This window comes from Nocardiopsis dassonvillei subsp. dassonvillei DSM 43111 (assembly GCF_000092985.1).
GTDB lineage: Bacteria > Actinomycetota > Actinomycetes > Streptosporangiales > Streptosporangiaceae > Nocardiopsis > Nocardiopsis dassonvillei.
On sequence record NC_014210.1, the window covers coordinates 3,158,265 to 3,182,467 of the forward strand.

Annotated in this window: 20 protein-coding genes; 6 read left to right on the forward strand and 14 right to left on the reverse strand. The window is 71.0% G+C overall.

Annotated features, from left to right (window positions below; all coding sequences use genetic code 11):
• Positions 1 to 219 precede the first annotated feature (219 nt).
• Positions 220 to 1,740, reverse strand: a complete 1,521-nt coding sequence (locus tag NDAS_RS13090) for an SMI1/KNR4 family protein (RefSeq protein ID WP_013153675.1) — start codon at positions 1,738 to 1,740, stop codon at positions 220 to 222.
• 276 nt (positions 1,741 to 2,016) lie between these two features.
• Here NDAS_RS13090 and NDAS_RS13095 point away from each other — a divergent pair, with 276 nt between their 5' ends.
• Complete coding sequence (locus NDAS_RS13095) at positions 2,017 to 2,496, forward strand: NUDIX domain-containing protein (protein WP_013153676.1); 480 nt, start codon at positions 2,017 to 2,019, stop codon at positions 2,494 to 2,496.
• Between the two features lie 285 nt (positions 2,497 to 2,781).
• Here the strand turns inward: NDAS_RS13095 and NDAS_RS13100 are convergent, their stop codons facing one another.
• From NDAS_RS13100 to NDAS_RS13130, 7 genes are all read right to left on the reverse strand, one after another.
• On the reverse strand, positions 2,782 to 3,609 hold the full coding sequence (locus NDAS_RS13100) for an ABC transporter ATP-binding protein (protein ID WP_013153677.1): 828 nt from the start codon (positions 3,607 to 3,609) through the stop codon (positions 2,782 to 2,784).
• Positions 3,606 to 4,754, reverse strand: coding sequence for a FecCD family ABC transporter permease (locus tag NDAS_RS13105; protein ID WP_013153678.1), 1,149 nt, complete (start codon positions 4,752 to 4,754; stop codon positions 3,606 to 3,608). The genes NDAS_RS13100 and NDAS_RS13105 overlap by 4 nt, the downstream gene beginning before the upstream one ends.
• Positions 4,751 to 5,563 carry a class I SAM-dependent methyltransferase gene (locus NDAS_RS13110; RefSeq protein ID WP_013153679.1) on the reverse strand — a complete coding sequence of 271 codons (813 nt, stop codon included), beginning with the start codon at positions 5,561 to 5,563 and terminating at the stop codon, positions 4,751 to 4,753. The genes NDAS_RS13105 and NDAS_RS13110 overlap by 4 nt, the downstream gene beginning before the upstream one ends.
• Positions 5,563 to 6,594, reverse strand: a complete 1,032-nt coding sequence (locus NDAS_RS13115; protein ID WP_013153680.1) for an ABC transporter substrate-binding protein — start codon at positions 6,592 to 6,594, stop codon at positions 5,563 to 5,565. The genes NDAS_RS13110 and NDAS_RS13115 overlap by 1 nt, the downstream gene beginning before the upstream one ends.
• A gap of 196 nt (positions 6,595 to 6,790) precedes the next feature.
• A complete protein-coding gene (locus NDAS_RS13120) occupies positions 6,791 to 7,441 on the reverse strand; it encodes a class I SAM-dependent methyltransferase (protein WP_013153681.1) in 651 nt (216 codons plus the stop codon).
• Between the two features lie 628 nt (positions 7,442 to 8,069).
• Positions 8,070 to 9,998: a S9 family peptidase gene (locus tag NDAS_RS13125; RefSeq protein ID WP_013153682.1), complete on the reverse strand. Its 1,929-nt coding sequence runs from the start codon at positions 9,996 to 9,998 to the stop codon at positions 8,070 to 8,072.
• A gap of 128 nt (positions 9,999 to 10,126) precedes the next feature.
• Positions 10,127 to 10,867, reverse strand: a complete 741-nt coding sequence (locus tag NDAS_RS13130; RefSeq protein ID WP_013153683.1) for a MerR family transcriptional regulator — start codon at positions 10,865 to 10,867, stop codon at positions 10,127 to 10,129.
• 265 nt (positions 10,868 to 11,132) lie between these two features.
• Here NDAS_RS13130 and NDAS_RS13135 point away from each other — a divergent pair, with 265 nt between their 5' ends.
• Complete coding sequence (locus NDAS_RS13135) at positions 11,133 to 11,366, forward strand: (4Fe-4S)-binding protein (RefSeq protein WP_013153684.1); 234 nt, start codon at positions 11,133 to 11,135, stop codon at positions 11,364 to 11,366.
• A 151-nt stretch (positions 11,367 to 11,517) separates the two neighbouring features.
• Here NDAS_RS13135 and NDAS_RS13140 read toward each other — a convergent pair whose 3' ends face one another.
• Both NDAS_RS13140 and NDAS_RS13145 read right to left on the reverse strand, forming a co-directional pair.
• The gene (locus tag NDAS_RS13140; protein WP_013153685.1) at positions 11,518 to 12,096 is read right to left on the reverse strand and encodes a dihydrofolate reductase family protein; all 579 of its coding nucleotides are present in this window, start codon (positions 12,094 to 12,096) and stop codon (positions 11,518 to 11,520) included.
• Between the two features lie 176 nt (positions 12,097 to 12,272).
• The gene (locus NDAS_RS13145) at positions 12,273 to 13,403 is read right to left on the reverse strand and encodes a PucR family transcriptional regulator (RefSeq protein WP_013153686.1); all 1,131 of its coding nucleotides are present in this window, start codon (positions 13,401 to 13,403) and stop codon (positions 12,273 to 12,275) included.
• 130 nt (positions 13,404 to 13,533) lie between these two features.
• Here NDAS_RS13145 and NDAS_RS13150 point away from each other — a divergent pair, with 130 nt between their 5' ends.
• Both NDAS_RS13150 and NDAS_RS13155 read left to right on the forward strand, forming a co-directional pair.
• Positions 13,534 to 14,874 (forward strand): MFS transporter, encoded by a 1,341-nt coding sequence (locus NDAS_RS13150; protein ID WP_013153687.1) that lies wholly within the window; start codon positions 13,534 to 13,536, stop codon positions 14,872 to 14,874.
• Positions 14,875 to 14,918: 44 nt separating this feature from the next.
• A complete protein-coding gene (locus NDAS_RS13155; RefSeq protein ID WP_013153688.1) occupies positions 14,919 to 16,202 on the forward strand; it encodes an ArgE/DapE family deacylase in 1,284 nt (427 codons plus the stop codon).
• Between the two features lie 118 nt (positions 16,203 to 16,320).
• Here the strand turns inward: NDAS_RS13155 and NDAS_RS13160 are convergent, their stop codons facing one another.
• From NDAS_RS13160 to NDAS_RS28900, 4 genes are all read right to left on the reverse strand, one after another.
• Positions 16,321 to 16,575, reverse strand: coding sequence for a glutaredoxin family protein (locus tag NDAS_RS13160; protein WP_013153689.1), 255 nt, complete (start codon positions 16,573 to 16,575; stop codon positions 16,321 to 16,323).
• Entirely contained in the window at positions 16,572 to 17,120 is a 549-nt protein-coding gene (locus NDAS_RS13165; protein ID WP_013153690.1) for an NUDIX domain-containing protein, read from the reverse strand. Before NDAS_RS13165 ends, NDAS_RS13160 begins: the two co-directional genes overlap by 4 nt.
• Before the next feature lie 449 nt (positions 17,121 to 17,569).
• On the reverse strand, positions 17,570 to 19,390 hold the full coding sequence (locus NDAS_RS13170; protein ID WP_013153691.1) for a BCCT family transporter: 1,821 nt from the start codon (positions 19,388 to 19,390) through the stop codon (positions 17,570 to 17,572).
• Between the two features lie 453 nt (positions 19,391 to 19,843).
• On the reverse strand, positions 19,844 to 20,149 hold the full coding sequence (locus tag NDAS_RS28900; protein ID WP_041552752.1) for a hypothetical protein: 306 nt from the start codon (positions 20,147 to 20,149) through the stop codon (positions 19,844 to 19,846).
• An 814-nt stretch (positions 20,150 to 20,963) separates the two neighbouring features.
• On the opposite strand from NDAS_RS28900, the gene NDAS_RS13185 reads away from it, so the two are divergent.
• Both NDAS_RS13185 and NDAS_RS13190 read left to right on the forward strand, forming a co-directional pair.
• On the forward strand, positions 20,964 to 21,317 hold the full coding sequence (locus tag NDAS_RS13185; protein ID WP_013153692.1) for a DUF6507 family protein: 354 nt from the start codon (positions 20,964 to 20,966) through the stop codon (positions 21,315 to 21,317).
• A 131-nt stretch (positions 21,318 to 21,448) separates the two neighbouring features.
• Positions 21,449 to 24,199 carry a DNA/RNA non-specific endonuclease gene (locus tag NDAS_RS13190; protein WP_013153693.1) on the forward strand — a complete coding sequence of 917 codons (2,751 nt, stop codon included), beginning with the start codon at positions 21,449 to 21,451 and terminating at the stop codon, positions 24,197 to 24,199.
• Positions 24,200 to 24,203 lie beyond the last annotated feature (4 nt).

The following is a 24,203-nucleotide window of genomic DNA, read 5'->3' on the forward strand; positions in this document are numbered from 1 at the left end:
GGTGGGCGGTGCCTGAGCCGGGAGTTGGCGTTGCGCATGGTCCTCCGCGTGCGCGGAGCTTGGGGCCGGACAACTACCCGCTGGACATCACGACACGGTTCACCTCCGCGTGCGCGGAGCTTGGCCCCCCGGGTCCTGGCCCGATCGAAGGCCGTGAGCGCGAGGTCCGCGTTTCCGGCCAGCGCCTCACGGCGCCCCGGCTCCAGCGGTCCCTCCGCGTCACCGGACCCGAACGGGGCGCCCCTTGCCAGCGTTGAGCTCCTCGAAGGAGACGCGCTCGGCGTGGACGAGCGAGGCGAAGGAGCGGTGCCGGTCGCCCAGACCGGGGTACCAGCTCGCCCAGATGTAGGCCGCCCACTCCCCGTCCGGGGAGGCATCGCCCGCGTCCAGGAACCAGAACTGGGCGTCGGTGTCGTAGGCCACACACATCAGCGGGCCGACCAGCCCCTCGTCCTCGTCCTCCAGGTCCTCCTCGTCCAGACCGATCATGTTCGCAAGGCTGTCCCACTCCAGTTCGGCGGTGGAGCTCATCCCGTAGACGAACGCCCCCATCCTCCCCCAGCCGTCGGACGCGGCGAGGAAGGAGCGGTAGCTCGGCGGCAGCCGACGGCCCAGGCGCTCCTCCACAGCCGCGATCCGCTCCTCCGGGGCGCCCTCGTTGCCGAACCAGGACGAGGTCCGCTCCTCCCCACCCACCTCCTCCCCTTCGGCCTCGGCGACGCGCAGCATGTCGGCGCTGTACTCGGTGAGGTAGGTCCGCCACTCCTCGACGGTCACCGGCAGCGCGGGCGCGTCCCCGCCCTCCGGGGAGACCGCCAGGCCCATGAACGTTTCCGGACCGCTCCGCGCCGTGTGGCGCAGCCCGTGGAAGGCCTCGTAGGCGCGGTCCTCGGCGAAGAAACGCACCCGGTTGAGCTGGGTCTGGTCCGCACCCGCGTTGCGGGTGACCTCCAGCCGCAGGTACCGCCAGGGCGTGTCCGCGCCGGGGCCGGTGACGGTGAAGTCGCGCGCCAGACGGCGGGCGGGGAAGGACTCACCGGACCGGGCGTCGAGGAGGGTCCACTCCCGCCCGTCCGAAGACCCCAGCAGGGACCAGTCCGCGGGGTCGCGGTCGGGGGAGTCGCCAGCGGAGTCCAGCACGTAGTGCCGGACGGTGACGGGTTCGGACATGGTGAAGTCCAGCCGGTCGGCGCGACGCCGTGACCGCCACTTCGTGGCGGCGAAGTCGAGCAGGTTGAGGGCCACATCGCCCACCTCGGTGTACTCGTCTCCCGCCCGCACCGAGCACACCATGCGTGTGAGGCCCTCCGCGCCGAGGCTCTGGGTCGGGTCCAGTTCGACGGCGCGCAGCAGCACCGTGCCTCCTCCGCCCTCGCGGTCGGCCCAGTCGACCCGCGCGAGCGGGGGTCCTCCGTCCTCGACGAGCAGGCGTAGCTCCCGGCCGCCGCCCTGGATCCGGAACCGGTGGCCGGGACGTTCGGGGGGTTCGTCCAGACGGGTCCCCCGCCACTCGTACTGGACCCCGTCGAGGGTGACGCGTGTACCGGTGAACGCGTCCATACGGGGGTCGAACACGGCCACGGCCTCGCCGCCCTCGCAGTCGCGCCAGCCGATCCGGGCCGGTGCGACCGGCTCCCCCGGTTCGATGAGGACGCTGAGCCGGGGGGTTCGCGTCCACTCCCGAGCGCCGACGCGTCGGCGCTCGGTGGAGAAGGCCAGAGGGGTCGTGTGTCCGGTCATCGGGTTCCCAGCGGTGAGGGGGTGGGGGTCGGTCGGAGGGGAGGCGGGCATCGCCGCCCGCGCGTCAAGGAGGGTACGGGCGCCCACCGACGTTCCGGTCCCCGGACGGCCCCGGTCTGCGTGACACCGCCCGGGTCCGGGAAGGCGCGCAGAGCCCCGGTTCCAAGGAATCCCCCCGGCGCGGCCAGGACCCCCGGCCCCGGACCGGGTCGCCTCCGGGACAGAGTTCCCTCGTCCACCGGGACGACCGGCTCCGACCAGGGCAGGATCACGGACATGCCCGAGATCATCAAGCAGAAGGCCCGAGCGATCCTGTTCGACCGGCAGGGGCGGCTGGTGCTCATCAAGCGGACCCGCCCGGGCCGCGCCCCCTACTGGACCACGGCCGGGGGCGGTGTCGAGCCGGAGGACGATAGCGTGGAGGCGGCCCTGCATCGCGAGGTCTTCGAGGAGCTCGGCGGACGCGTCGACCGGGTGCGCGAGGTCGTGGTCCTCACCGACGAACGCCCCGAGGGGACCCTCGTCCAGCACGTGTTCGTCGCCCGGTTGACGGAGATGGACCCCTCCAGCCGTACCGGGCCGGAGTTCTCCGACCCGACGCGGGGAACCTACGAGACCGTCGTCCTCCCCAGTACGGATACAGCCCTTCGGAGCATCAGCCTGCTCCCGGACTCGCTGGCACGGTTCCTGGAGGGCAACCTGCGCGACCTGCGCGACCTGGTGGCCGATCCCCGCACGGAGACGCCCCGCGGGTGAATCCGCCAGCCCGGACCGACCGGACGACGGCGAAGAGCCGACCCGGGGAACACGGCTGGCGGATCGGGGACACCGTGCGCCGCGGAACGCGAACGGGGAAGGTCCCGTCGCCCCCGCGTGCGCGGAGCCCGGGACCCTCCCGTTCTCTTCCGGTGTGCGCGGCTCAGGTCACGGAGCCGGGCCCCGGCCGGGGCCGCCCGCGCCGTCCCGCCGACGGTCGCTGCCCGCCTGGCGGGCGAGGAGCAGGCCCCGCACACACGGCCGCGCGAGGCCGCGCGAAGCGGCTCACTCCGTCTGCCGCCGGCGGTGCGGCCCGGGATCGGGCACCGGTGTCGAGCGTCCGGACACGCCGCCCAGGTAGGTCACGACCGGCGCTCCCGTGTGCGGGGAGGTGTCGACGACGGCTTCGACCCCGTAGACGGAACGGACGAGCTCGGGTGTCAGCACGGCGGCGGGCGTGCCCGTCGCCGCGATCCGCCCGGCGTGCAGGACAGCGACCCGGTCGCAGTAGCGTGCGGCCAGGTTGAGGTCGTGCAGGGCGGTCACCACCGTCATGTCGAGCGATCGCAGCAGGGTGAGGACGTCGAGCTGGTAGCGGATGTCGAGGTGGTTGGTCGGCTCGTCCAGCACGATCACCTCCGGTTGCTGCGCGAGCGCGCGGGCCAGCTGGGCGCGCTGTCGCTCACCGCCGGAGAGCGTCCGCCACGACCGCGACCGGTAGGCGCGCATCCCGGTGAGGGCGAGCGCCTGTTCGATCGCGGCACGGTCCTCGCCGTCCAGCCCGGCGAAGGTGCCGCGGTAGGGCGTCCTGCCGAGCGCCACGGCGTCGTCGACGGTGATGTCGGTGTGCACCTCGGGTGACTGTTCCACGATGGCCACCCGCCGGGCGACCGCGCGCCGGGGCAGGGAGCGGACCGGTTCCCCGCCCAGGAGCACCGTTCCGGCGTCTGGACGCCGGAGCCCCGCCAGGATGCGCAGCAGTGAGGTCTTGCCCGCCCCGTTGGGCCCGAGCACGGCGAGCACCCCGTTGGAGCGCGCCCGGATCGAGACCCCGTCGAGGATGCGTGTCCTGTCGACCGACCACGTGATGCCGTTCGCCTCCAGTGCCGTCATTGCCGGGCCGCCCTTCCCAGGACGACCGCGAACACCGGTGCGCCGAGCAGCGCCGTGATCACTCCCACCGGGATCTCGTGCGGCGAGAACGCCGAGCGGGCGAAGGTGTCGACCCACACCAGGAAAATCGCGCCCCCGAGCCCGCTGAGGGGGAGCAGCAGGCGGTGCGCGGGCCCCGCCAGCAGACGCACGACGTGCGGTACGAGCAGCCCGATGAACCCGATCGCCCCGGAGGCCGCGACGGCCGCCGCCGTGACGAGCGCGGTGAGGACCATGAGCGTCACCCGTGCCAGGGTCACGTTGATCCCGAGCGAGGAGGCGGTGTCCCAGCCGAAGGTGAACGCGTCCAGGGCCGGGGCGAAGAACAGGCAGCCGACGGCGCCGAGCACGATGACGGCAGACGCCACGAGCAGCGGCTCCCAGCGTGCGCCTCCGAGCGAGCCGAGCAGCCAGTACGTGAAGCCCCGGGTGGCGTCCGCGTCACCGTCGAGCATCAGCACGAGCGAGGTGATCGCGGAGAAGAACTGCGACACCAGCACACCGGTGAGCACCACGCGGGCGGGGTTGGAGACGCGTCCGCCCCCGATGAGGACCAGCACGATCGCGAAGGCGGCCAGCGCCCCGGCGAAGGCGCCCGTGGAGAGGGTCACCGCGCCCGAGCCGAGCCCGAGCACCATGATCGCGACCGCCCCGGTGGACGCCCCCGAGGAGACCCCGAGCAGGTACGGTTCGGCGAGCGGGTTGCGGGTGATCGACTGCAGCACCGCGCCCGAGACCGAGAGCCCGAGACCGACCACGGCGGCCAGGAGCACGCGCGGCAGACGCGACTCCCAGATGAGGGCGTCGATGAGCGGCGGCGCCGCCGGGACGGGGGCGAGGGCGCCCAGCCCGATGTTGCGCAGGATGATCCCGAGCACGTCGAGCGCCCCGATGTTCGCCGTGCCGACGAAGGCCGCGACGACGATCGTCACGCACAGCGCGAGGACGAAGGCGGCGACGACGAGGGACGAGCGCAGCCTGCCCGGTGTGCGTTCGGGAGGGACCTCGGCGCCGCCCGCCGCCGCCCGCGCCGCCAGCGGGTCGGCGTCGGGGAGAGCGTCCGCGTCGGGCGGACCGGTCCGCGAAGGGTCGGTGAGTCTGGTCATCTCAGCGCGAACACCACGACATCGTCGTAGTACCGCCAGATGACCCCGGTTTCGGCGAATCCGGCGGTACTGAGCGCCTGCAGGTGCAGTTCGAGCGGTGCGTGCGGTGTGGGCGGGCGGTCGGCGAAGCGGCGCTCGCGCTCGGCGTGGTGCTGTCCGAACGCGTCGTGCGCGACGGCGTCCGACCACCACTCGTCCCAGGTCCGCACACCCCGCGAGTGCGCGTCACGCTGGGTGCGTTCGTCGTCGGCGGCCGCCGCCCCGGTGAGGAACGGCTGCGAGCGCGGGTCGTAGCGCAGGTGGTCGGCGTTCATGAAGACGCCGTCGGCGGGGAGCAGGGCGCCCAGGGCGTCGTAGACGGCGACGAGCTGGGCCGGCTCCAGCCAGTGGAGCGCGGTCGAGGAGACGGCCACGTGCACCGGCCCCTCGGGCAGTCGGGCCCTCCAGCCGGGTGCGGCGAGGTCGACGTCGACCGGCGTGAAGCGTGAACCGTGGCGCTGACCGAGCCATGAGCCCGCGATCGCGAGCAGCACCGGGTCGTAGTCGACCCCGATCACCCGGGCGCCCGGGAACCGGTCGAGGACGCGCTGGGAGAGGCTGCCGGGGCCGCACGCCAGGTCGAGAACGGTCATGCCGGTCCCGTCGGCCCCGAACGCGTCCGAGGAGGCGCAGGTCCGCGCGATGACGTCGAGCATGATCTCGAACCTCTGCTCGCGGTGGGTGATGTAGGCCGCCTGCTGGGCGTCCCAGTCACCGATGAGCCGTTCGAGGGCGTTCCCTTCGAGGGTGTTCGTGGTCGTGGTCGTCATCACTCGATCTCCATGTCGATGAGGCCCTGCGCGATGGTCGGGACGGCCTGCACGCTGTGGACCGACGGGTCCATGTGCTGCCCGGGGACGACGATGAAGCGGTCGTTGACGACGGCGTCCATGGTCGAGGTCAGGGGGTCGTTCTTGAGGAACTCGATCTTCTCCTCGGCCGTGTCGCCGGGGTATCCGCGGCTCAGGTCGGCGAGCACGAGCACGTCGGGGTCGCGCTCGGCGACCTCGTCCCAGCTGACCTCCGGCCATTTGGTGGAGGCGTCGCCGAAGGCGTTCTCGGCGCCGAGCATCTCGGTCACGGTCTGCGGGAGCCCGCCGGGTCCGGCGACCGACGGAGTGGAGGAGGACGACGCGGTGGAGTAGAACCAGACCAGGCTGGGCGTGCCCTCGATCTGTTCGGCGGCCTGGAGTCCCTCCTCGACCACGGCCCGCTGCTCGGCGACGAGCTCTTCGCCCGCGTCGGGCACGTCGAAGATCCGGGCGATCGTCTCGATCTCGTCGAAGAGCATCTCGAAGGTCGCGCCGCCCTCGACGGCCTCGTGGTAGGTGCAGTCGAACTCGCTCAGGTAGGTCGGGACGCCGAGCTCGTGCAGTTCGGCGCGCTCACCGGCGTTCTCGGCGGTGAGGAACGAGGCGAAGGACGAGTAGACGAAGTCGGGCTGCGCTTCGAGGAGGGTCTCGTGCTTGAGCAGGCCGTCCGTGAGCAGGGGGATGCTCTCGTAGGCGTCGGCGATGTCGCTGGGAACGGGGTCGGTCTCGTACGAGGTGCCCGCCATGCGGTCGGCGAGGCCGAGCTGGACCATGATCTCGGTGGCCGACTGGTTCAGCGAGACCGCGCGCTCGGGGGCCTGCTCGACGGTCACCTCGGTGTCGCAATTCTGGATGCTGAGGGGGTAGGAGGTCGTGCCCTCGCCCGCGGCCGCCGCGGAGTCGGTCTCGGAGGCGGGTGCCGCCGCGCACCCGGTCAGGGTGAGAGCCGACACGACCCCCACGGTTCTGATAATGATTTTCAGATTCATGCCGGTAGGCTACAGCGCCTCCACCACCAGCCCGTACTCCGCTGCGTGACGGCCGAGGGGGCGCCCACGGCATCCCGCGGGCGCCCCCTCCAGGGCGCGGGGCCCCGGACGGAACCCGAAAACGCGACTCCGGAAGAAACGGGACAAACCATCCGGAACGCCCGCTTCCCCACGGGCACCCCGGATTGCGGGACCGTCAGGCGGAGTGGCGGCGGACCACGATCACGTTGTCCGTGACACCGGCCGTCGTGCCGTCGGGGCCGTTGGCCACCCGTTCGGCGCTCTCGCAGCGTTCGGTGGTCCAGCCGTCCCCGAGCATCAGTGTGACAAGGGTCTCCTCCGGCGTGGGGAACGTGGGCTCCTCGTCCCCGAAGCGCCAGGACCAGGGCGCGGTGGACGCGTGGTCGACGAGTATCAGGCGTCCGCCGACCGCCACCTGCCGCGCGGCGCGGCGCAGGACGTCCTCCCGGCCGAACGCCACCGGGCTGTGGAAGTAGCAGGCGTAGACCAGGTCGAACGGTCCGGCGGGCAGCGAACGGGACAGGTCGTGCCGCTCGGCGCGCAGGCGGTCCAGGCCCTGCGCGGCGGCCATGTCGGCGATGCGCGCGACCGCCGTGGCCGAGACCTCGGTCGCGGTGACGTGCCAGCCCAGGGAGGCCAGCCACCGGGCGTCTCCGCCTCGGCCGGAGCCGAGATCGCAGGCGCGGCCCGGCGCCAGTTCGAGGTCGCGCACCAGCTCGGTGAGCCGGACGTTGGGCGGGGGCGCCGTGACGGTCTCGGCCGACCGGTGCAGCGGTTCCCAGAACTCGGCGCTGGGTGAGGTGGGGTCCTGAGCGTCATGTGTCATGGGGCGATGCTCACCGACGCCCGTGATTCCGGACAAAGAGTTTTGCCGGAGCAGCAAACTCGCAGGCCCTGGGCGGGCCGCCGAAGCCCCCCCGGACGTCGGCGCCTCCCAAGCGGCCCTGTCGGCTCTCGCGGCGCGGAAGCGCGTCACGGTCGATGACAACGGCGATCTCCCCGGTGGGCCGAGCCGTGTGGGATCAGGACGGCCCGCCGAGCGGGGACACCGCGACCGGCCCGCGGGCGCGGACCCTGCCGACCTCGGTGTTCCCCCCGGAACGGACGTCCCCGTACCCTCCACAGCCCTTCTTCGAGTGACCCAGCACACTCGCGTTTCTATAGAAAACGATTATCGTTTTCAAATAGCATCGCAAGCGACCGCGCGGGCCCGGGGCACGACGGACAGATCACACCCTGCCGCCTCGGGACGCGCGGTCACCACGCCCCCGACCGAACAGGTGGGCGCCCGGCCCAGCTCCCACCGGCCTCTCGCCCGGCCCCGGGAGCGGGTCGGCGCCCACCCGTTCACGAGGGAGGGGGCTCCCCCGGGTCCGCCGCGACGCGTACACGTGTCCGCACCCCGCGGCCTCGGGCGTCCGTGCGGCTGGACGCCGTCGGCAGGTCGCCGCGGGTCAGGACCCGGTCGCGGACCGCCCGCCCAGGTGGCGGGCCAGGAAGCGCTCCAGCCTCCCGTACAACTCGATGTTGCTGTCCGGGTTGGTGAACCAGTGGCCCTCGGTCTCGTTCAGCAGGTACTCGACCTCGGCGCCGCGGGAGCGGAGCGCGTCGAAGACCCGGTCGGAGTTGCGCCGGTGGACGCGGACGTCGTTGGCGCCGTGGATCAGCAGAACCGGCGCGGTGATGTCGTCGACCCGGCTGATGGGCGAGCGGGCGAGCATGTCGGCCCTCTGGCGGGGGTCGTCCGGGTCGCCGATGTAGCGCAGGTAGCTGTTCTCGACGGTACGGCGGGCGAACGGGACGACCGACTCGACGAGGTCGACCAGGTCGGACATTCCGGTGTAGCTGACCGCGGCGGCGAACCTGTCCGGGGTGAACGCCGCTCCGACCAGCGCCGCGTAACCGCCGTAGGAGCAGCCGTAGACCGCCACCCGGTCCGGGTCGGTGTAGCCCTGTTCGACCGCCCAGTCGAGGGCGTCGATCAGGTCGTCGTGCATGCGCCCGGCGAACTGGCCGATCGCGGCCTGTGTGTGGGCCTTGCCGTAGCCGGTGGAGCCGCGGAAGTCGACCTGCAGCACCGCGTAACCGCGGTTGGCCAGGAGTTGCACCTCCGGGTCGTAGCACCAGCTGTCGCGGTACCACGGTCCGCCGTGCACCAGCAGCACGGTCGGCAGGTCGCGCGGTTCGACCCCGACCGGCAGGGTGAGGTGGCAGGGCAGGGTCAGGCCGTCGCGGGCGCTGACGGTGACCGGGGTGACCGGGGCCAACTCGGCCGGGTCCAGGTGGGGGAAGGGCCGGAAGAGGCGGCGCGCCCGTCCCGTGGCGTGGTCGTAGAACCAGGTGACGCCGGGGTCGCGGTCGTGGGTGAAGTCCACCACCCAGCGCCGCGCCGCGGTGTCGCAGGAGACGTGGGCCAGGTCGCCGTCGGACAGCTCGGCCAGCCGCGGCAGGACCTCGGCGAAGCGCGGGTCGAGCGCGTGGATCTCCTGACGGGTGCCGAGATAGCGGGCGCCGAGCAGGTCCCCGGTTCCCGGGTGCAGGATCAGCGAGGACGGGAAACGCGGGTCGGCCTCGGGGCGCGGGGTGTCCAGGTCGAACACGGGGTGGCTGTCCACGCCGGCCTGCTCGCCGGTCTCCAGGTCGAGCCGGACCAGGCGGGTGCGGTCGGAACCCCGCGACGAACCGATCCACAGTCCGTTCCCGTCCGGGGTGAGCACAGCCGGGAGGATGCCGAAGAGGGCGTCGGTGCCGGGGAACCGCGCGATCGCGCGCCGTGCGCCCTCGGTGTGCTCCGACAGCACGTGGTCGCCTCCCTCCTCCATGGTGAACGCCAGCAGCCGGTCCGGGGTGCGCAGCCAGGAGAGGACGTCGCCGGGGTTCTCCGCGGCGGTGGTCAGGCGGCCGGTCTCCAGGTCGAGCTCGAACAGGTCGGCCAGGTCGGGACGGCGCATGTTGAGCTGTACGAAGGCGGTGCCGGGGCGGTCCGGCGGGAGTTGCGCGCCGAGCAGCCGCACGCCCTCGAAGGGGGTCAGGTCGACCGCGGGCTCGTCGGGCCGGTTCGGGTCCACGCGGTGCAGGTGCCAGTTCTCGTCGCCGTCGGTGTCCTGCTGGAACAGCAGGTAGCGGCCGTCGGCGGTCCAGAAGAAGGCGTCGATGTTGCGCCGGGTGTCGGAGGTGACGCGCCGGACGCCCGGGGCGTCGGCCTCGTGTACCTGGTCGGGGGCGGTCCAGTCCGAGTCCGGGTCGCGGACGAACACGTTGAGCCGACCGCGCCAGGGAGCGAGGTAGGCGACCCTCGTGCCGTCGGGTGACAGAAGGGCCCGGCTGCGGACGGGCGGGCCGAAGAACTCCTCGACGGTGATCAGCTTCGACGGAGCGGTCATATGGCGGTTCCTCGTGGTCGACGGGTTCGTGCACGCCCGAGTCCACTCCCCGACGTCGCGTCACACTCAAGGCCGGAGGGAGTGACCCGTGCCACACCCGCTCGTCGGCCAAGCGCTCCGGAGCCCGGTCAGACCCCGTCCGACAGGGCCAGCCGCCGCTGGACCCGGCGCAGGACGCGGTGCTGCACGGGTCGCAGGGTCCGTCCGTTCAGTTCGTCCATCAGGGTCGAGGCCCGCGCGTCGGACGGGAACAGGCCGGCCAGGCGCGCCACCACCGGTTCGAGGCGCGCGACCAGATCGTCGGTCAGTGCCGCCACCTCCTCCTCCGGGGTGTCGGGACCCAGGGCGTAGAAGCGTTCCGTCAGCGGTGCGAGCGCGGCCGTGCCGTCGTCCACCTCGCCGAGCAGGGCGGCGAGTCCCGCCGGGCCGTCCCCGCCGAGCAGATGTCCGACCAGGACGAGCTGTTCGTGCTCGTAGCGGGCCATGTCCTCGGGCATGTCCGGGTCGGGGGCGGAACGCAGCTCCGAGAGCTCAGGCGGCAGGTCGGGCGGGGCGCCGCTGCGGCGCAGCGCGGCGATGCTGGCGCGGCGGGCGAGGAGCCGTTCGACCTCGGCGGCGGCCCGGCGGTCGAGCTCGTCGAGCAGTTCCTCCGCGGCCGCCGGATCGTCCAGTAGCGCGGGCAGCTCGGACAGCGGTACACCGAGGGCGGTCATCCTCGTGATGCGCAGGAGCCGGACGAGGTGGCCCACGTCGTAGCGCCGGTAGCCCCCGGCCGAGCGGGGCGGCTCGGGCAGCAGCCCGATCTGGTGGTAGTGGCGCAACGTGCGTACGGTGACGCCCGCCAGTTCGGCGAGCTCGCTGCTGAGCATCGGTCGGCTCCTTCGGCTCCGGTTCGCGCGGGTGGCCGGCGGCCCCGGACGGCGGTTCCGCCCCGTCGCGTCGACGACGGTAGCGCGGGCCCGGGGTTCTGTGGTCGACACGGCGACGGGGAAGGGTGCGCGGAGCCGCGCAGGGGCCCGCCCGTCGCGGGTTCGCGCGTTCTCGACATATGCCCTTGGAGCGGATAGCATACCCAACCTAGTTGATACATCATCTAGATTGGGCGGCTGTGAAGCCTGGGCGAAGGGGACCGCAGTGAGCGGCGGACACGGCAAGAAGGCGTACGAGGGTGAGTCGATCACGGTCACCTTCGAGGCGGAGCGCTGTCAGCACGCCGCCGTGTGCGTCAACGGCCTGCCCGAGGTGTTCGACACCCGGCGGCGCCCGTGGATCCAGCCGGACGGCGCCGCCGCCGACCGCCTGGCCGAGGTGATCCGGCGCTGCCCCTCCGGCGCGCTGCAGTACCGGCTCGCGGACGGCGCGAGGTAGGCCCCCGGCCCGCGGACCGACACCGCCGAGAAGCTCGCACTGCTGGGCGTCGTGGGCACACAGGCCATGGGGAACGAACCGGCCCGGTGAACCGGGCGAGGAGACGGGGACGGGCGGGGCTCCGGACCCGTCGCGGGCGGCGGGCCGTTGCTCAGCGGTGGAGGGCGAGCCTGTAGACCAGCTCCTGGATACGCCCGTCGAACGTACGGCTCGTGACCAGGTCGAGGTCGAAGTCCGCCGCGCCCTCGAAGATCCGGTCGGTCCCGGTCCGCCCGCTGATCACCGGGAAGACCGTCACCTGGACGCGGTCGACGAGCCCGGCGGCCATCAGGGCCCGGTTCAGCGACAGGCTGCCGTGCGAGCGCAACGGTACCCCGGACTCCTCCTTGAGCCGGGCGACGACGTCGACGGCGTCGCCGCCCACGACGGTCGCGTCCGGCCACGCGAAGGGTCCCGAGAGCGTCGTCGACACGACCGTGGTGGGCATCGCGCGCATCCGGGAGTTGACGGGGTCGATGTCGGCGTCGGGGATCGGGCCCAGCAGCTCCATGAACTGCCGGAAGGTGGCGGCTCCCAGGACCATCCGCTGCTCCTCGCCGAGCACGGCGATGCGGTTGTCGAGGAACTCCGGGCCCTGCTTGCCCCAGTAGCCGCCCCAGTCCCCGTCGGGGCCGTAGGAGCCGTAGCCGTCCAGGGTGGAGAAGACGTCCCAGGTGTAGACGGCGGCCATGATGCTCACCTCGCGTGCGGTCGATGATCCCGTCGTGGATACGGACCAGGTGCGGCGGCGGAACTCATCGCGCTCCGGCTCCCGGATCGGGGCCGGTTCCGGCTCGGGACGCCCCGGGGTCCTCGAACCGCGCGGGCAAGCCCCCCGGAAGACCGCAGGGGTGAGCGGCCGAGGCCCTAGCGCAGGACGGTCAGGGCGAGATGGGCCGCGGACGCGTCGACCGGCCTGGTGACGTCGAGCCCGGTGGCCTCGGCGAAGCGGCGCAGGCGGTTGATCACCGTGTTGCGGTGGCAGAACATCGCCTGCGCGACCTCGGTCACCGAACCGGTCCGGTAGTAGGCCTCGACCGTCTCGACCTGCAGATCGACCTCGCGTTCGGTGAACCCGCCGAGCGCCTCCCGCACGTCGCGGGCGAAGGCCCCGGCGGCCGGGCCCAGGCGCGCGCCCGCCAGCCGGGTCCAGTGGCCCTCGACCGTGGCCGCCGCGCCGGGCCGCGCCCACTCCGCCAGCTCGCGGGCGAGCCGCCACATGGGGGCTATCTCCCCGATGCCGTGGGCGCTCGGGGAGATCCCGACGGGTTTGCCCAGCAGCGTCTCCCGGGCGGCCCCCGCGGCGTCCCCCGCGGGGACGATGGCGAACTCCACCCCGTCCAGGCGGAGCAGGACGGCCCGGGGAAACGTCTGGCCGACCCAGCCCCGGAAGTCGCGGGCGTGGTTGCCGTTGGCCACCAGGACGAGGTGGACGCCGTCGGGGCGCAGGCCCAGCGCCCGCGCCGCCTGCTCGTTCAGGCGCGGGTCCCCGCCGGAACCGCTCAGCAGGTGCCGCAGGAGGAAGGCGTGCTCCAGCTCCAGTTCCGCGCGCATCCGGGCGATCTCGTCGGTGTAGCCGGTCTGCACGTGGGTGGTGTGCACCTCCACCGCCTCCCAGATGGAGATGACCTCCTCGGAGAAGTCGCGGAAGTCGGCCTCGGCGACGTGGGCGCGCATCGCCTCCCAGAGGAAGCGGAAGTCCATGCGCACGGCCCGCAGCAGCGACTCCAGGGGGATGCCGCGGCGGGCGCGGGAGCGTCCGACCTCGATCGAGTGGGCGCGCAGCTCGCCGTGGCGGTCCCGTCCCCGCAGGAGTTCCAGGAGGAGTTCGAGCGTGGCCCGGGCCGTGCCGTACAGCTCGGCGTCGTCGATGACGGTCTCGGCGTACCCGGTCAGCTCGCGGACCCTGCGCACGTAGGTCCAGGCGACGGTCTCCAGCTCCTCCAGGCACGCCTGTGCGGCTCGGGGGATGACGTCCGACGGCGCTGTTTTGTGCATGTGCACATTCTAGGCGGCGTTCTCGTTGGGTTATGCGCTTGTGGGAGTGCGCTTTTTCCAAGACGATGATCGGCATCACACCTGGTCGCCTACGTCCCGTCCGACCGGTGCACATCTCCCGGAGGATCACATGCCACAGCCCGACCCGGCCCCGGCCGGCGCGAGAGCGCCGAAGGTCAACGCGGCCGACGCCAGGCGCATCGCCTTCGCGGCCTTCGTCGGAACAGCCCTGGAGTGGTACGACTACTTCCTGTTCGGCACGGCCGCCGCTCTGGTCTTCAACCGCCTGTTCTTCACCGAACTCGACCCGGGCGCGGGCCTCATGGCGGCGCTGGCGACCTTCGGCGTGGGCTTCGCCGCCAGGCCCATCGGATCCCTGATCTTCGGCACCATCGGGGACCGCTACGGACGGCGCCCCGCACTGCTGATGACCATCGTCATGATCGGCTGCGCGACCGGGCTCATCGGCGTGATCCCCGACTACATGGCCATCGGGATCGCCGCGCCGATCCTGCTCGCGGTCCTGCGGCTCCTCCAGGGCCTGGCCGTGGGCGGCGAATGGGGCGGCGCCATCACCATCGCCATCGAGCACGCCCCCGAGCGCCAGCGCGCCCGCTACGCCGCCCTGGTCCAGATCGGCTCCCCGGTCGGCACGCTCATCTCCTCGGCCGCCTTCGCCGCGGTGCTGACGCTGCCCGCGGCCGACTTCGACGCCTGGGGGTGGCGCCTGCCGTTCCTGGCCGCGTTCCCGCTGCTGGGCATCGCCCTCTACATCCGCTTCAAGGTGGAGGAGTCCCCCGTCTTCCAGGAGCTGGTGCAGATGGAGGACCGCGCCAAGGTGCCCGCCCTGGCGCTGTTCCGCGAGGCCGGGGGCCGCCTGCTCGTGGCGGTGGCCGCGGCGCTGCTGGGGGTCGGCGGCTTCTACGTGATGACGACCTTCGTGGTCTCCTACGCCTCCACGGTGCTGGAGGTCGACCGCCAGGCGGTCGTGAACGCCACGCTCGTCGCCGCCGTCTTCCAGATCGCCACGACCCTGGTCGCCGGGCGCGCGGCCGAGCGCTTCGGCCCCGGCCGGATGACGGTGATCGGCGCCCTGGCCACCGCCGCGGCCGCGTTCCCCCTGTTCCGGCTCATCGACACCGCCGACCCGTGGGCGATCACCGCCGCGGTGACCATCGGGATCTGCCTCATCACCCTGGCCTACGCCGTCACCGGCACCCTGCTGGCCGACCTCTTCCCGCCCCGGCTGCGCTACAGCGGGGTGTCCCTGGGCTACAACCTCGCCGGAACCCTCAGCGGGTTCCTCCCGCTCATCGCCACCGCGCTCCTGGCCGTGGACGACGGCGCGTCCTGGCCCGCGGTGCTGGTCCTCATCGGCATCTGCGCCGTCACCGCGGTCGGCGGCCTGGCCGGTGAGCGGATCAGGGCCGCGGACACCCGCGCCGCCGCCGACACCCGGGCCGCGGCGTGAACCGCCCGCCCGCACCGACCACAGCCCCGCAGGAGGAGAACCCCATGAACCTCACACCCGACGTCGTCGCACGCATCGAGGCGGCGGTCGACGACGCCTTCGACGCCCAGCTGGACTTCACCCGGGAACTCGTGCGCCATCCCTCCCTGCGCACCCGGGAGTCCTCGGCGCAGGACCTGATGCACGAGGCCATGGAGCGGCGGGGGCTGGCCGTGGACCGGTGGGAACTCGACCCGGAGGAGATCTCCGCCCACCCCGGCGCGGGGAAGATCACGGTCTCCTACGAGGGCGTGGAGAACGTGGTGGGCACCTACACCCCGGCTCAGGGCGGGGGCCGCTCGCTGATCCTCAACGGCCACATCGACGTGGTCCCCGAGGGCCCCCTCGGGGAGTGGTCCCGCTCCCCGTGGGACGCCCCCGTCATCGACGGCTGGCTGCACGGCCGGGGCAGCGGCGACATGAAGGCGGGGCTGGCGGCCAACCTGTTCGCTTACGACGCCGTGCGCGCGGCCGGGTTCGCCCCCGCCGGGCGCATCCACTTCCAGTCCGTGGCGGAGGAGGAGTGCACCGGCAACGGCGCGCTGGCGACGGTCCAGCGCGGGTACACCGCCGACGCCGTCCTGATCCCCGAGCCCGAGGAGGACATGCTGGTCCGCGCCAACGTCGGCGTCATCTGGTTCACCGTGCGGGTCGCGGGGCACCCCACGCACCCCAGGGAGATGGCGTCGGGGTTCAACGCGATCGACGCGGCGCACCACGTGATGGGGCGGCTGCGCGTCCTCGAACAGCGCTGGAACGACGAGAGGGGCAGCCACCCCCACTTCGAGGACCTGGACCACCCCATCAACTTCAACCTCGGCGGCATCAGCGGCGGCGACTGGCCGTCGAGCGTCCCCGCCTGGTGCGAGCTCCAGGTCCGGGCGGCGATCTACCCGGGGGTGAGCGCCGACGACGCCTGGGAGCAGATCCAGGGGGTGCTGCGGGAGACCACCACCGACGACGCGGGCAACCCCATCGAGGCCGTGGGCGAGCGGACCGGCTTCTACGCCGAGGGCTACGTCCTGCCCGAGGGCACGGAGGCCGAGAACGTGCTGCGCCAGGCCCACCGGACCGTCTTCAAGGACGAACTGCGGACCTTCACCACCCCCGGCTACCTCGACGGCCGCGTGTACGCCCTGTACCAGGGGATCCCCGCGCTGGTCTACGGGCCGGTCTCGGAGGCCATCCACGGGTACGACGAGCGCGTGGACGTGGAGTCCGTGCGGCGGATCACCAAGTCCATCGCCCTGTTCATCGCGCAGTGGTGCGGACTGGAGGAGGCCGCCTGAGGCCGGGCGCGTTCGGGGAGGCCCGTCCCGGGCGCCCCGAACGCGCACCAGGCGCGGACAGGGCCGGAGGCGGACCGGGGCGCACACGATGCGCGCACGTGCGCGGGCGGCACCGCCGTCAGATCAGCGACAGCTCGCGGAGCTTGGCCTCGACCCGCGCGTCGTCCGGTTCGACGTGGTGGGACCCGTCCGGGTAGACGACCACAGGGATGTTCGTGCGCCCCGAGATCTCCCGGGCCCGTTCCGTGGCCGCCGGGTCGTGCTCGACGTCGACGTACTCGAAGGGCACCGCCAGCTCGGTCAGCTGCTTCTTGGTGCGTCGGCAGTCCCGGCACCAGTCGGCCCCGTAGACGCGGATCGCGGCCTCGTTCACTCGTCCTCCCCTGGGGTGGTCACCACGCCAGTGTGCCCGACGGTCCTGCCCGCCCGGTCCGGGTGCCGGGCGGGGAAGGGCGTGGGGGTCCGGTGCTGGGAGAAGGGGTCGCCGAGCAGGAAGTGCGCGACGGCCTGTGCGCAGTAGCCGACCGTGTCCCGGGGGAGCTGGTGGGCGGGGAACCACGCGAGTTCGGCGTGCTTGCGGGGTTCGCGGTTGGTGACGGCGCCGTCCCAGCTCCCGCACACGAAGAAGAAGTGCACCCAGCCGGCGTCCTCGTGGCTGTGGACCACGTGCGCGAACTCCAGCTCCGAGGGGCGGACCCGAACGCCGAGCTCCTCCTCGCACTCACGCACCGCCGCGGCGACGACGTCCTCCCCCGCGTCGACCTTCCCGGCCACGCTGGCGTGCCACATCCCCGGGGCGTAGGCGTTGCCGGGGGCACGACGCACCATCAGCACCCTGCCGCCGTCGAGGAGGAGTACGTGCGCGCTCAACGACGGCGCGGCCGGACCGCCGTGGTTGTCGAACCTCTGTTTGACCATGCGCCCATCCTGGCGCAGAGGCGCCAGCGCCGGGCCCGTTCGCGGCGACACCCAGAGATGCCCGGCTCGTAGGGACGGAGCCCGGCACGTTATTGCGCGGCGGGCAGCGGACCGGGGCACCTTATTGCGTAATACGCAATAAGCTGTGCCCCAGGGGCATGGTGGGTCTACGGTGACGCCATGACCACACCGAAGATGCCCGCAGAACACGAAGCCTGGCCTCGGCGCCCCACTGGTGGCGATGGTCATCCTGGCCCATGTGGCCGGAACGGGGACCGACGAGGGTGGTGCATGCACAAGCCGGTACCGCGACCTCTCTCACTCGCCGGTCTCATCCAGTAGGGCGGCGCATTCGGCCATCAACTCTCCAGCATTCCCAGCCGACTCGTCGTCCACCAAACCGGTACGCATGTGCTCGGCCACCGCAGCGCCCTTACCGCCGGACGCTCTCAATCAGAGTCCTTCCGGTCCTGGCCTCCGGCCTGCGGTGGCCGATCCGGTCGGTTCAGCTGCTGGCCGGGGCGCCTTGTCGAACCGGTCCGTGCCGAGAGTGTGCCGGGGGCTCCGGCCGCCCGGCCCCGGTCGACGTAGGGGTCACGCATCACGGGCCGTTCGTCGATGGCTTCGGGCTGAACGACGACTTCTGAGACGTCGTGTTCATCCTCGTCCTGGCGGCGTTCGTACTCTTCCGGGGGCAGGACCTTCTTCCACCTGCGTGTCCGCATCGCCGGCAGCTCTCCGGCGTCTTCCCGAAGAGCTCGATACACCGCGTACATCTGGAAGTATCCCATCACGAAGAACGGCAGGCCGACGAGGACGACGATCTTCTCGAGCGCTCCCAAACCGCCGGTTCCGGAGAACACCAGCAGAGTGGCGGTTACCACGGCGATGGCGACGGCCCAGAAGATGCGCTGCCCCAACGGGTTGAAGTCCTCATGGCCGTTGGCCATCGTGTCGGTCACCAGCGCCGCGGAATCCACCGAGGTGATGAAGAAGACCACCACCAGGATGATGGCGAGCACCGAGGTGAAGGGGGTGGCGGGGTAGTGCTCCAAGAACGTGAACAGCGCCCCGGGGATGTCCTGCTGCTCCACGACACTTTCGACCAGGCCGCCCTCACCGTTGAGCTCGATGTCGAAAGCGGAGAACCCGAAGATGCCGAACCACAGCACCGAGAAACCGGACGGAATGAGGAGTACTCCGGTGATGAACTGACGGATGGTGCGGCCTTTGGAGATCCGGGCGATGAAGATGCCCACGAACGGTGACCAGCTGATCGTCCAGGCCCAATAGAACACTGTCCAGTTGGACTGCCAACCGGTGTCGGCGAAGGTGTCGTTCCACAAGGCCAGTTCCGGCAGATTCACTATGTAACGGCCCAGCGCTTCGATGGTGCCCTGGAGCACGAAGAGAGTGGAACCCGTCAGCAGGATGAACACCAGCAGACCCACGGCCATCCAAATGTTTATATTGGACAGGCGTTTGATGCCGCGGTCCAGGCCCAACGCGACGGAGATCATCGCGGCCCCGCCGACGACGCCGATGATGACCAGTTGCCACACGGCGTTCTCCGGGATGCCGAGCACACGGTTGACTCCGCTGTTGATCTGCAGAGCACCCAGTCCGAGAGAGACCGCGACGCCAAAGACCGTGCCGACGATGGCGACGATGTCGATGAACTTACCGATCGGCCCGTGGATCCCCTCACCGAGAATCGGCTGGAAGATTGAGCTGACACGCGGAGGCAGGTTCCGCTTGTGGATGAAGTAGGCGAAGCACAGCGCTGGGAGGGTGAAGATCGCCCAGGTGTGCAGGGTGAAATGATAGAGCGTGAAGTTCATCGCGTCCGCGGCAGCAGCTGCTGTCTCCGGCTCCACGCCCAGGGATGGACCCCGCGGCGGATCACCGAAATGACTGATGGGTTCGGCCACGCCCCAGAACATCAGGATGCTACCGATGCCAGCGGCGAAGAGCATGGCGAACCAAGCCGGACCGGAGTGCTCGGGCTCTTCGTCGTCGGGGCCCAGCTTCACCCGCCCGAATCGGCTGGCGGCAACATAAACCAGAAAAACCAGAAACAAGGTGAGGCCGAGAATGTAGAACCAGCCCAGGTTGGCGTACAGCCAGTCCGAGGCGACGGTGACGGCTGCATCCAGCGGCTCGGTGAAGATGATGGTGACAAGCACGAACACGATGACCACCGCGGCCGCGCCGAAGAATACCGGCGGCGAGGTACGCAGCCGCAGGGCGTCGTGTAGACGGATCAGCACGTAATCGACTCCTCGAACTGGACGCTGGCTTACCGGGGCCGTGGCCAGGCGACCCTGTGAGCGTACTGTTCCCGCCCACGTCTTGCTTCTATCCGGGAAGTCATGTCGCCACCCTCGTTCGGAGAAGGACTTCCTGACTTCGCTCCCCATCGCCTCTCGTTCCCCGGGCTGCCCTCGGCCACGGGCAGCACACCTTCACACCGAGCCGTACCAAGGGCCTACGAACCCGCGCTGGCCCACGTCGATCCCGCCCGGCTTCCCGGACGGCGTGACTCCGGGCAGGACGGAGGGGGAGACCGGGACGCCACCCTCGTCACCGCCCACTCCGTCAAGGAGATGGCGGCCCCACCTGGAAGAAGACCTACGGCCTCCATCCGCTGTGCGCGTTCATCGACCACGGCGAACGCCGCCCCGCGCGAGGGCACGCCCGGCCGCCCGTCAGGAGCGACACGATCAACCCGTCGTACGGCCGATCCGCTCGTACACGGGCGCAAGCCGGGAGGCGACGCCCGGGGTGGAACCCTCCCAGTGCGCGAGCGGGTCGAAGGAACGGGGCGGGGCCAGAGGCACGGGCTCCCCCACGGTCCAGAAGTCGGCGACGTGATCGACCAACGGCGCCACCTCCACTCCCAGTTCTCCGCCCGGCCCGCTCCCGCTCCCCGAGGCGTCCAGGGCTGCGTTCCCCTCGTCCTCGGTCCTTCCCAGCCACGCGAAGAGCAGCAGCGGGGCGTCGTCGAGCGCCGAAGCCCACGTGTACATGACCGCGGCGCCGTGTTTGCAGGGATGCCCCGGTCCGGGCGGGTGCAGTGGATGTCGGGGTCGTCGGCGGAGTCGGGGAAGAGCCGCGCCCCGTGGCGGGCGAACACCTCCTCGACGTCCCCGGGAAGTTCGTCGGCGAGCAGGTCCGCGGTGGCGTCGGGATCCTGTGCCAGGTCCTCCAGGATCCGGCCCCACCGGTGGTCCTCGATGGTCTGGTAGATGACGACCACCCGGTAGGGCCGCCCTCGTGAACCCTGGACGGAGGCGCTGACCATAGCGCGTTCGGTGTCGACGGTCAGGTTCATGACCGCGCCGCGCCCCGCGTAGGTCCGTCCCCGTGACAGTCTGCCGGGATCGCCGTCCGCGATTCCCTGGAGCGCCACGGGGGTCGGTCTCCGACTCGGACTGGAACAAGCACTGGCAAGTGTGTTCAGCCCTACGGGGCGGCATGGGACGCCGATACCGCCCTCGGGCCCCGGAGCCCAGGACCTCGATGACCGCATCCGGCCATATCCCCAGCGCCGATGCGCACACGCGTGACCTGCGCGTACTCCCGGGAGAAGCTCCTCCACCACGCACCCTGGAAAGTGACGTGCACCACTCGGGGCTCACACCCCTCCTCGTGCTTCCCTGGTCATTCCTCGCCTTCACCTGCGCATACGCGCATATCCACGCCACATCGACCTGATCTTCTAAAACCACGCAGAAGGTGGGTAAACGTCCCACCCCTGTGGAACTCTCGGTGAGTGCGCGGCCACCAGACATGCGGTCCGCCATCGCCCTCCACCGCCCCCGACGGAGAAAGAGCCCCCACATGTCCGCGTGGAACATCCAGGTGTCCGAGGTCAACGGAGTCCTGCGCAACGTCTCCGGTCTCATCGGTGACGAGGAGGGCACCACCGGGCTGTCCGGTGAGTACACCGACCTCGGCACGCGCCTGGAGGAGGTGAACTCCGCGGCTTCGAGTATCCCCATCAGCATCGCGCTCGGGGAGTTCGGCACGCACTTCCTCGGCGTCGTCGGAGAGATGATCACCCTGAGCGCGAGCGCCACCGGGGGCGCGGGCGAGGCCACGATGCACTACGCGAACGGCAACCTGGAGATGGCCGAGAATGCCCAGGCCAACGCCGGAACGGTGCCCGGCCCTCCCGCGATCCAGCCGCACTGACCCTCGCGCCCGGATGCTCCCCGGGCCCACCGGCGCGCCGGGCAAGGCGCCGTGGCCAACGTGCCCCTTTCCATCCCCGTCTCCCCTGATGCCCCTCCGGCTCTCCGCCCTCCCCCATCCCCGAAGGCCCCATGGAATTCACCTCCTTCTCCACAGAGTCGTGCGCACCCGCCGGCGACGGCGGGATCGTCCCCGGCCTGGTCCCCATCCCCAACGTCGACCCCGACGCACTCGAAGAGGCCGTCGGCCGACTGCGCGCCGTCGGCGAGGCCATCGAGGAGTCGGGTGAGGGCATCACCTCCACCTGGGCCTCCCTCACCGGCGCCTACGTGGCGCCGGAGGCCGACACCCTGCTCAGCGTCCTGGACCCGGTCTCCTCCGACGGATCCGCCGTCGCGACCGGCGTCAGGGACGCCGCCAGCGCGCTGGAGACCTTCGCCGAGACCGCGCGCGAACTCAAGTCCCGCCTGACCGGCCTCAAGGCGGAGGCCGAGGCCTTCCGCGCCGACGTGGGCTGGGACAGGGAGTGGCTGGAGGACGAGGACGAGCGCGAGCGCAACAACGACCTGAACAACCGGGTCGCCGCGGCCGTCCACGAGTACCAGGAGGCCGAACGCGCCTGTGCCAACGCGATCGGCCAGCACTACGGCGGCACCTTCTTCACCGGCCACAGCGACAAGGCCAACCACGACCAGACCTCCACCGGCGGTGACCGCACCTGGCAGGTGTACGGGACGGCCTCGGCCCCCGTGGACCAGGCCAACCCGTGGGGTTCCGCGGTGGACGAGCCACCCGGCGCATTGGAGAACGTCTTCTGGGGCCTGGGCGACATCGCCGTCGGTGCGGTGGTCGGCCTGGGGGTCACCACCGGGCTGTACCGGGACGGCCGTTTCGCCTATCCCTTCGGTACCGAGCACGGCCAGAACCTCCTCACCAACTGGGAGGAGGCCAAGGGCAGCTTCTGGGCGCTGGCAGGCTCGGACGGACAGGGCGAGTGGATCGCGCCGGAGAGCCTGGACGCGCAGTACCACAACGCGAAGGAGGCGTGGCAGGCGTACGGCGACGCCATCGTTCCGGTGAGCGAGTGGGAGGGCAGGCCGGAGTACACCGTCGTCAACGGAGCGGGAAACGTCGCGCTCATGGCCCTTCCCCTGGGTTGGGGCAGGGTCTTTCTGGACGGCCCCGACCTGGGGTCCGGGTCGGGATCGGGGCCTGACGGTAACGGCTCTCCTGACGGCGGTCACAGCACCCACGGGGTGGACGGCGCCGGTAACGGGCTCCGCGGCACCGACACCGTGGGCATGGCCACCAGCGCTCCCACCGAAGGCCAGCCCGACCCGGGCAACGCGATCGGCGGGATGCACGAGTCCCTGTCCGGTCTGGAGAGCCAGTCCGGCGGATCTTCGGCCTCTGAAGGGACACCTCCAGGTTCCCCCACTCCGGAACCGTCCCCGGAGGCCCCCACCGGACCCAGCGGGAACACTCCCTCACCGGATGGGGGCGGGACGGCTCCGAACAGCGGGGGCACCCCGGCGGGGAGCGAGGCCGCTGCACCGCGAGACGCCGACGACCCGACCGCCCAGGACCTGCGCGACGGTACCTCGGACAGCGGCGCCGACACCTCCCGTGATCCCTGGGCGACCTCCCCGGTCGACGACGGCTCCGTACCAAGCGTTGAGAGCCAGACCACCCCGATCAGCGACGCCTCCTCCGACGCCCATTCGGAGGGGGACCTCCTCGCTTCCCGGGAAAGCGACGGGGCCGCAGCCACCGATGCCGGAAACGGGCTTGGAGACGGAGGCGACGACGGTTCCGGACCGCCGCTCGGCGATATCGGCCCCGACGAAGGCGCGCCGGACTCGGATGGCTCGGGAGACGAGGGCTCCCTCCTCGAGGAGGACGAAGGCAGCCTTCTCGTGCCGGGTGTCTCCCCGGAACCCGATGCCAGCACTCCGCTACAGGATCGGCCCCTCGACTCGACGAGCGACGATCCCGCCGTCAAGGAGCTCATTCCCCAGGACGGGAGACTCTTCGGCGAAGGCGTCACGCTCGAACCGAACACCCGTTACACACTGCTGGAAGCCGACGGCCAGCGCTCCACCGAGTACATTACCGACGGTGAGGGCGCGATCAGGGAGATCCGGGCGGGCTCCGAAGGGTGGAGCGCCAAGCATCCCGAGTTCCTGAATCCGCGGCCGGACATGACCTACGTGGTCGATGACAGGTACACGTTCCGTACCGACGGGCTCGGCAGGACCGTCTCGGCCGAAGGAACCCTGACCCGACAGGAGAACGAGCGGAACGCATCCAGACAGGACGCCGTCGGCGACGCCGGGGAAAACTACTTCCAGCTCTTGAACGAACAAATCCGACAGGATTTCCTGGCCACGGAAGGGCGCGCACCAGAGCCGGGCGAGGTACCACAGTACGATGAAATCGAATACCAAGGGGGTCATCTCATCGGTTCCCAGTTCTTCGGGATCGGTGAGAACCTCAACATGACCCCCATGAGGTACGACATCAATCAGAACCGGACCTTGACTGCGTTCCACGACCGTGCCGCAGAGGACCTCGGGGGCATCAGGGATTCCTTCTACAACGTAGAACGCACCTGGCGCGGAATCTTCAGACAAGGAACCGACTGGCACGGATTCACCGACCCCAGATTCAACGACGGATCCTGGGAATCCGCGTACGCCCTCAACCCTGGCAATCCGAAGATCGACGTCAAGATCACGAACGAGTACGACCCCAACATGCCATCGGTGGAGGGGCCAAGGGGAACGATATACCCACCCCCAAGGAAAATCATCGTACACTGGAGCCTAAACGGGGTAGCCATGCGGCCTCTTGAATACCCCAATCTTCCGCCGCTCGCCTGATCAG

Bases quoted from the DNA above. Each gene is read 5' to 3' on its own strand.
- NDAS_RS13110 (WP_013153679.1), bottom strand. From the start codon at position 5,563: ATGACGACCACGACCACGAACACCCTCGAAGGGAACGCCCTCGAACGG.
- NDAS_RS28900 (WP_041552752.1), bottom strand. From the start codon at position 20,149: ATGTACACGTGGGCTTCGGCGCTCGACGACGCCCCGCTGCTGCTCTTC.
- NDAS_RS13165 (WP_013153690.1), bottom strand. From the start codon at position 17,120: ATGGTCAAACAGAGGTTCGACAACCACGGCGGTCCGGCCGCGCCGTCG.
- NDAS_RS13095 (WP_013153676.1), top strand. From the start codon at position 2,017: ATGCCCGAGATCATCAAGCAGAAGGCCCGAGCGATCCTGTTCGACCGG.
- NDAS_RS13150 (WP_013153687.1), top strand. From the start codon at position 13,534: ATGCCACAGCCCGACCCGGCCCCGGCCGGCGCGAGAGCGCCGAAGGTC.
- NDAS_RS13120 (WP_013153681.1), bottom strand. From the start codon at position 7,441: ATGACACATGACGCTCAGGACCCCACCTCACCCAGCGCCGAGTTCTGG.
- NDAS_RS13140 (WP_013153685.1), bottom strand. From the start codon at position 12,096: ATGGCCGCCGTCTACACCTGGGACGTCTTCTCCACCCTGGACGGCTAC.
- NDAS_RS13105 (WP_013153678.1), bottom strand. From the start codon at position 4,754: ATGACCAGACTCACCGACCCTTCGCGGACCGGTCCGCCCGACGCGGAC.
- NDAS_RS13190 (WP_013153693.1), top strand. From the start codon at position 21,449: ATGGAATTCACCTCCTTCTCCACAGAGTCGTGCGCACCCGCCGGCGAC.
- NDAS_RS13130 (WP_013153683.1), bottom strand. From the start codon at position 10,867: ATGCTCAGCAGCGAGCTCGCCGAACTGGCGGGCGTCACCGTACGCACG.
- NDAS_RS13115 (WP_013153680.1), bottom strand. From the start codon at position 6,594: ATGAATCTGAAAATCATTATCAGAACCGTGGGGGTCGTGTCGGCTCTC.
- NDAS_RS13145 (WP_013153686.1), bottom strand. From the start codon at position 13,403: ATGCACAAAACAGCGCCGTCGGACGTCATCCCCCGAGCCGCACAGGCG.
- NDAS_RS13125 (WP_013153682.1), bottom strand. From the start codon at position 9,998: ATGACCGCTCCGTCGAAGCTGATCACCGTCGAGGAGTTCTTCGGCCCG.
- NDAS_RS13100 (WP_013153677.1), bottom strand. From the start codon at position 3,609: ATGACGGCACTGGAGGCGAACGGCATCACGTGGTCGGTCGACAGGACA.
- NDAS_RS13155 (WP_013153688.1), top strand. From the start codon at position 14,919: ATGAACCTCACACCCGACGTCGTCGCACGCATCGAGGCGGCGGTCGAC.
- NDAS_RS13185 (WP_013153692.1), top strand. From the start codon at position 20,964: ATGTCCGCGTGGAACATCCAGGTGTCCGAGGTCAACGGAGTCCTGCGC.
- NDAS_RS13090 (WP_013153675.1), bottom strand. From the start codon at position 1,740: ATGACCGGACACACGACCCCTCTGGCCTTCTCCACCGAGCGCCGACGC.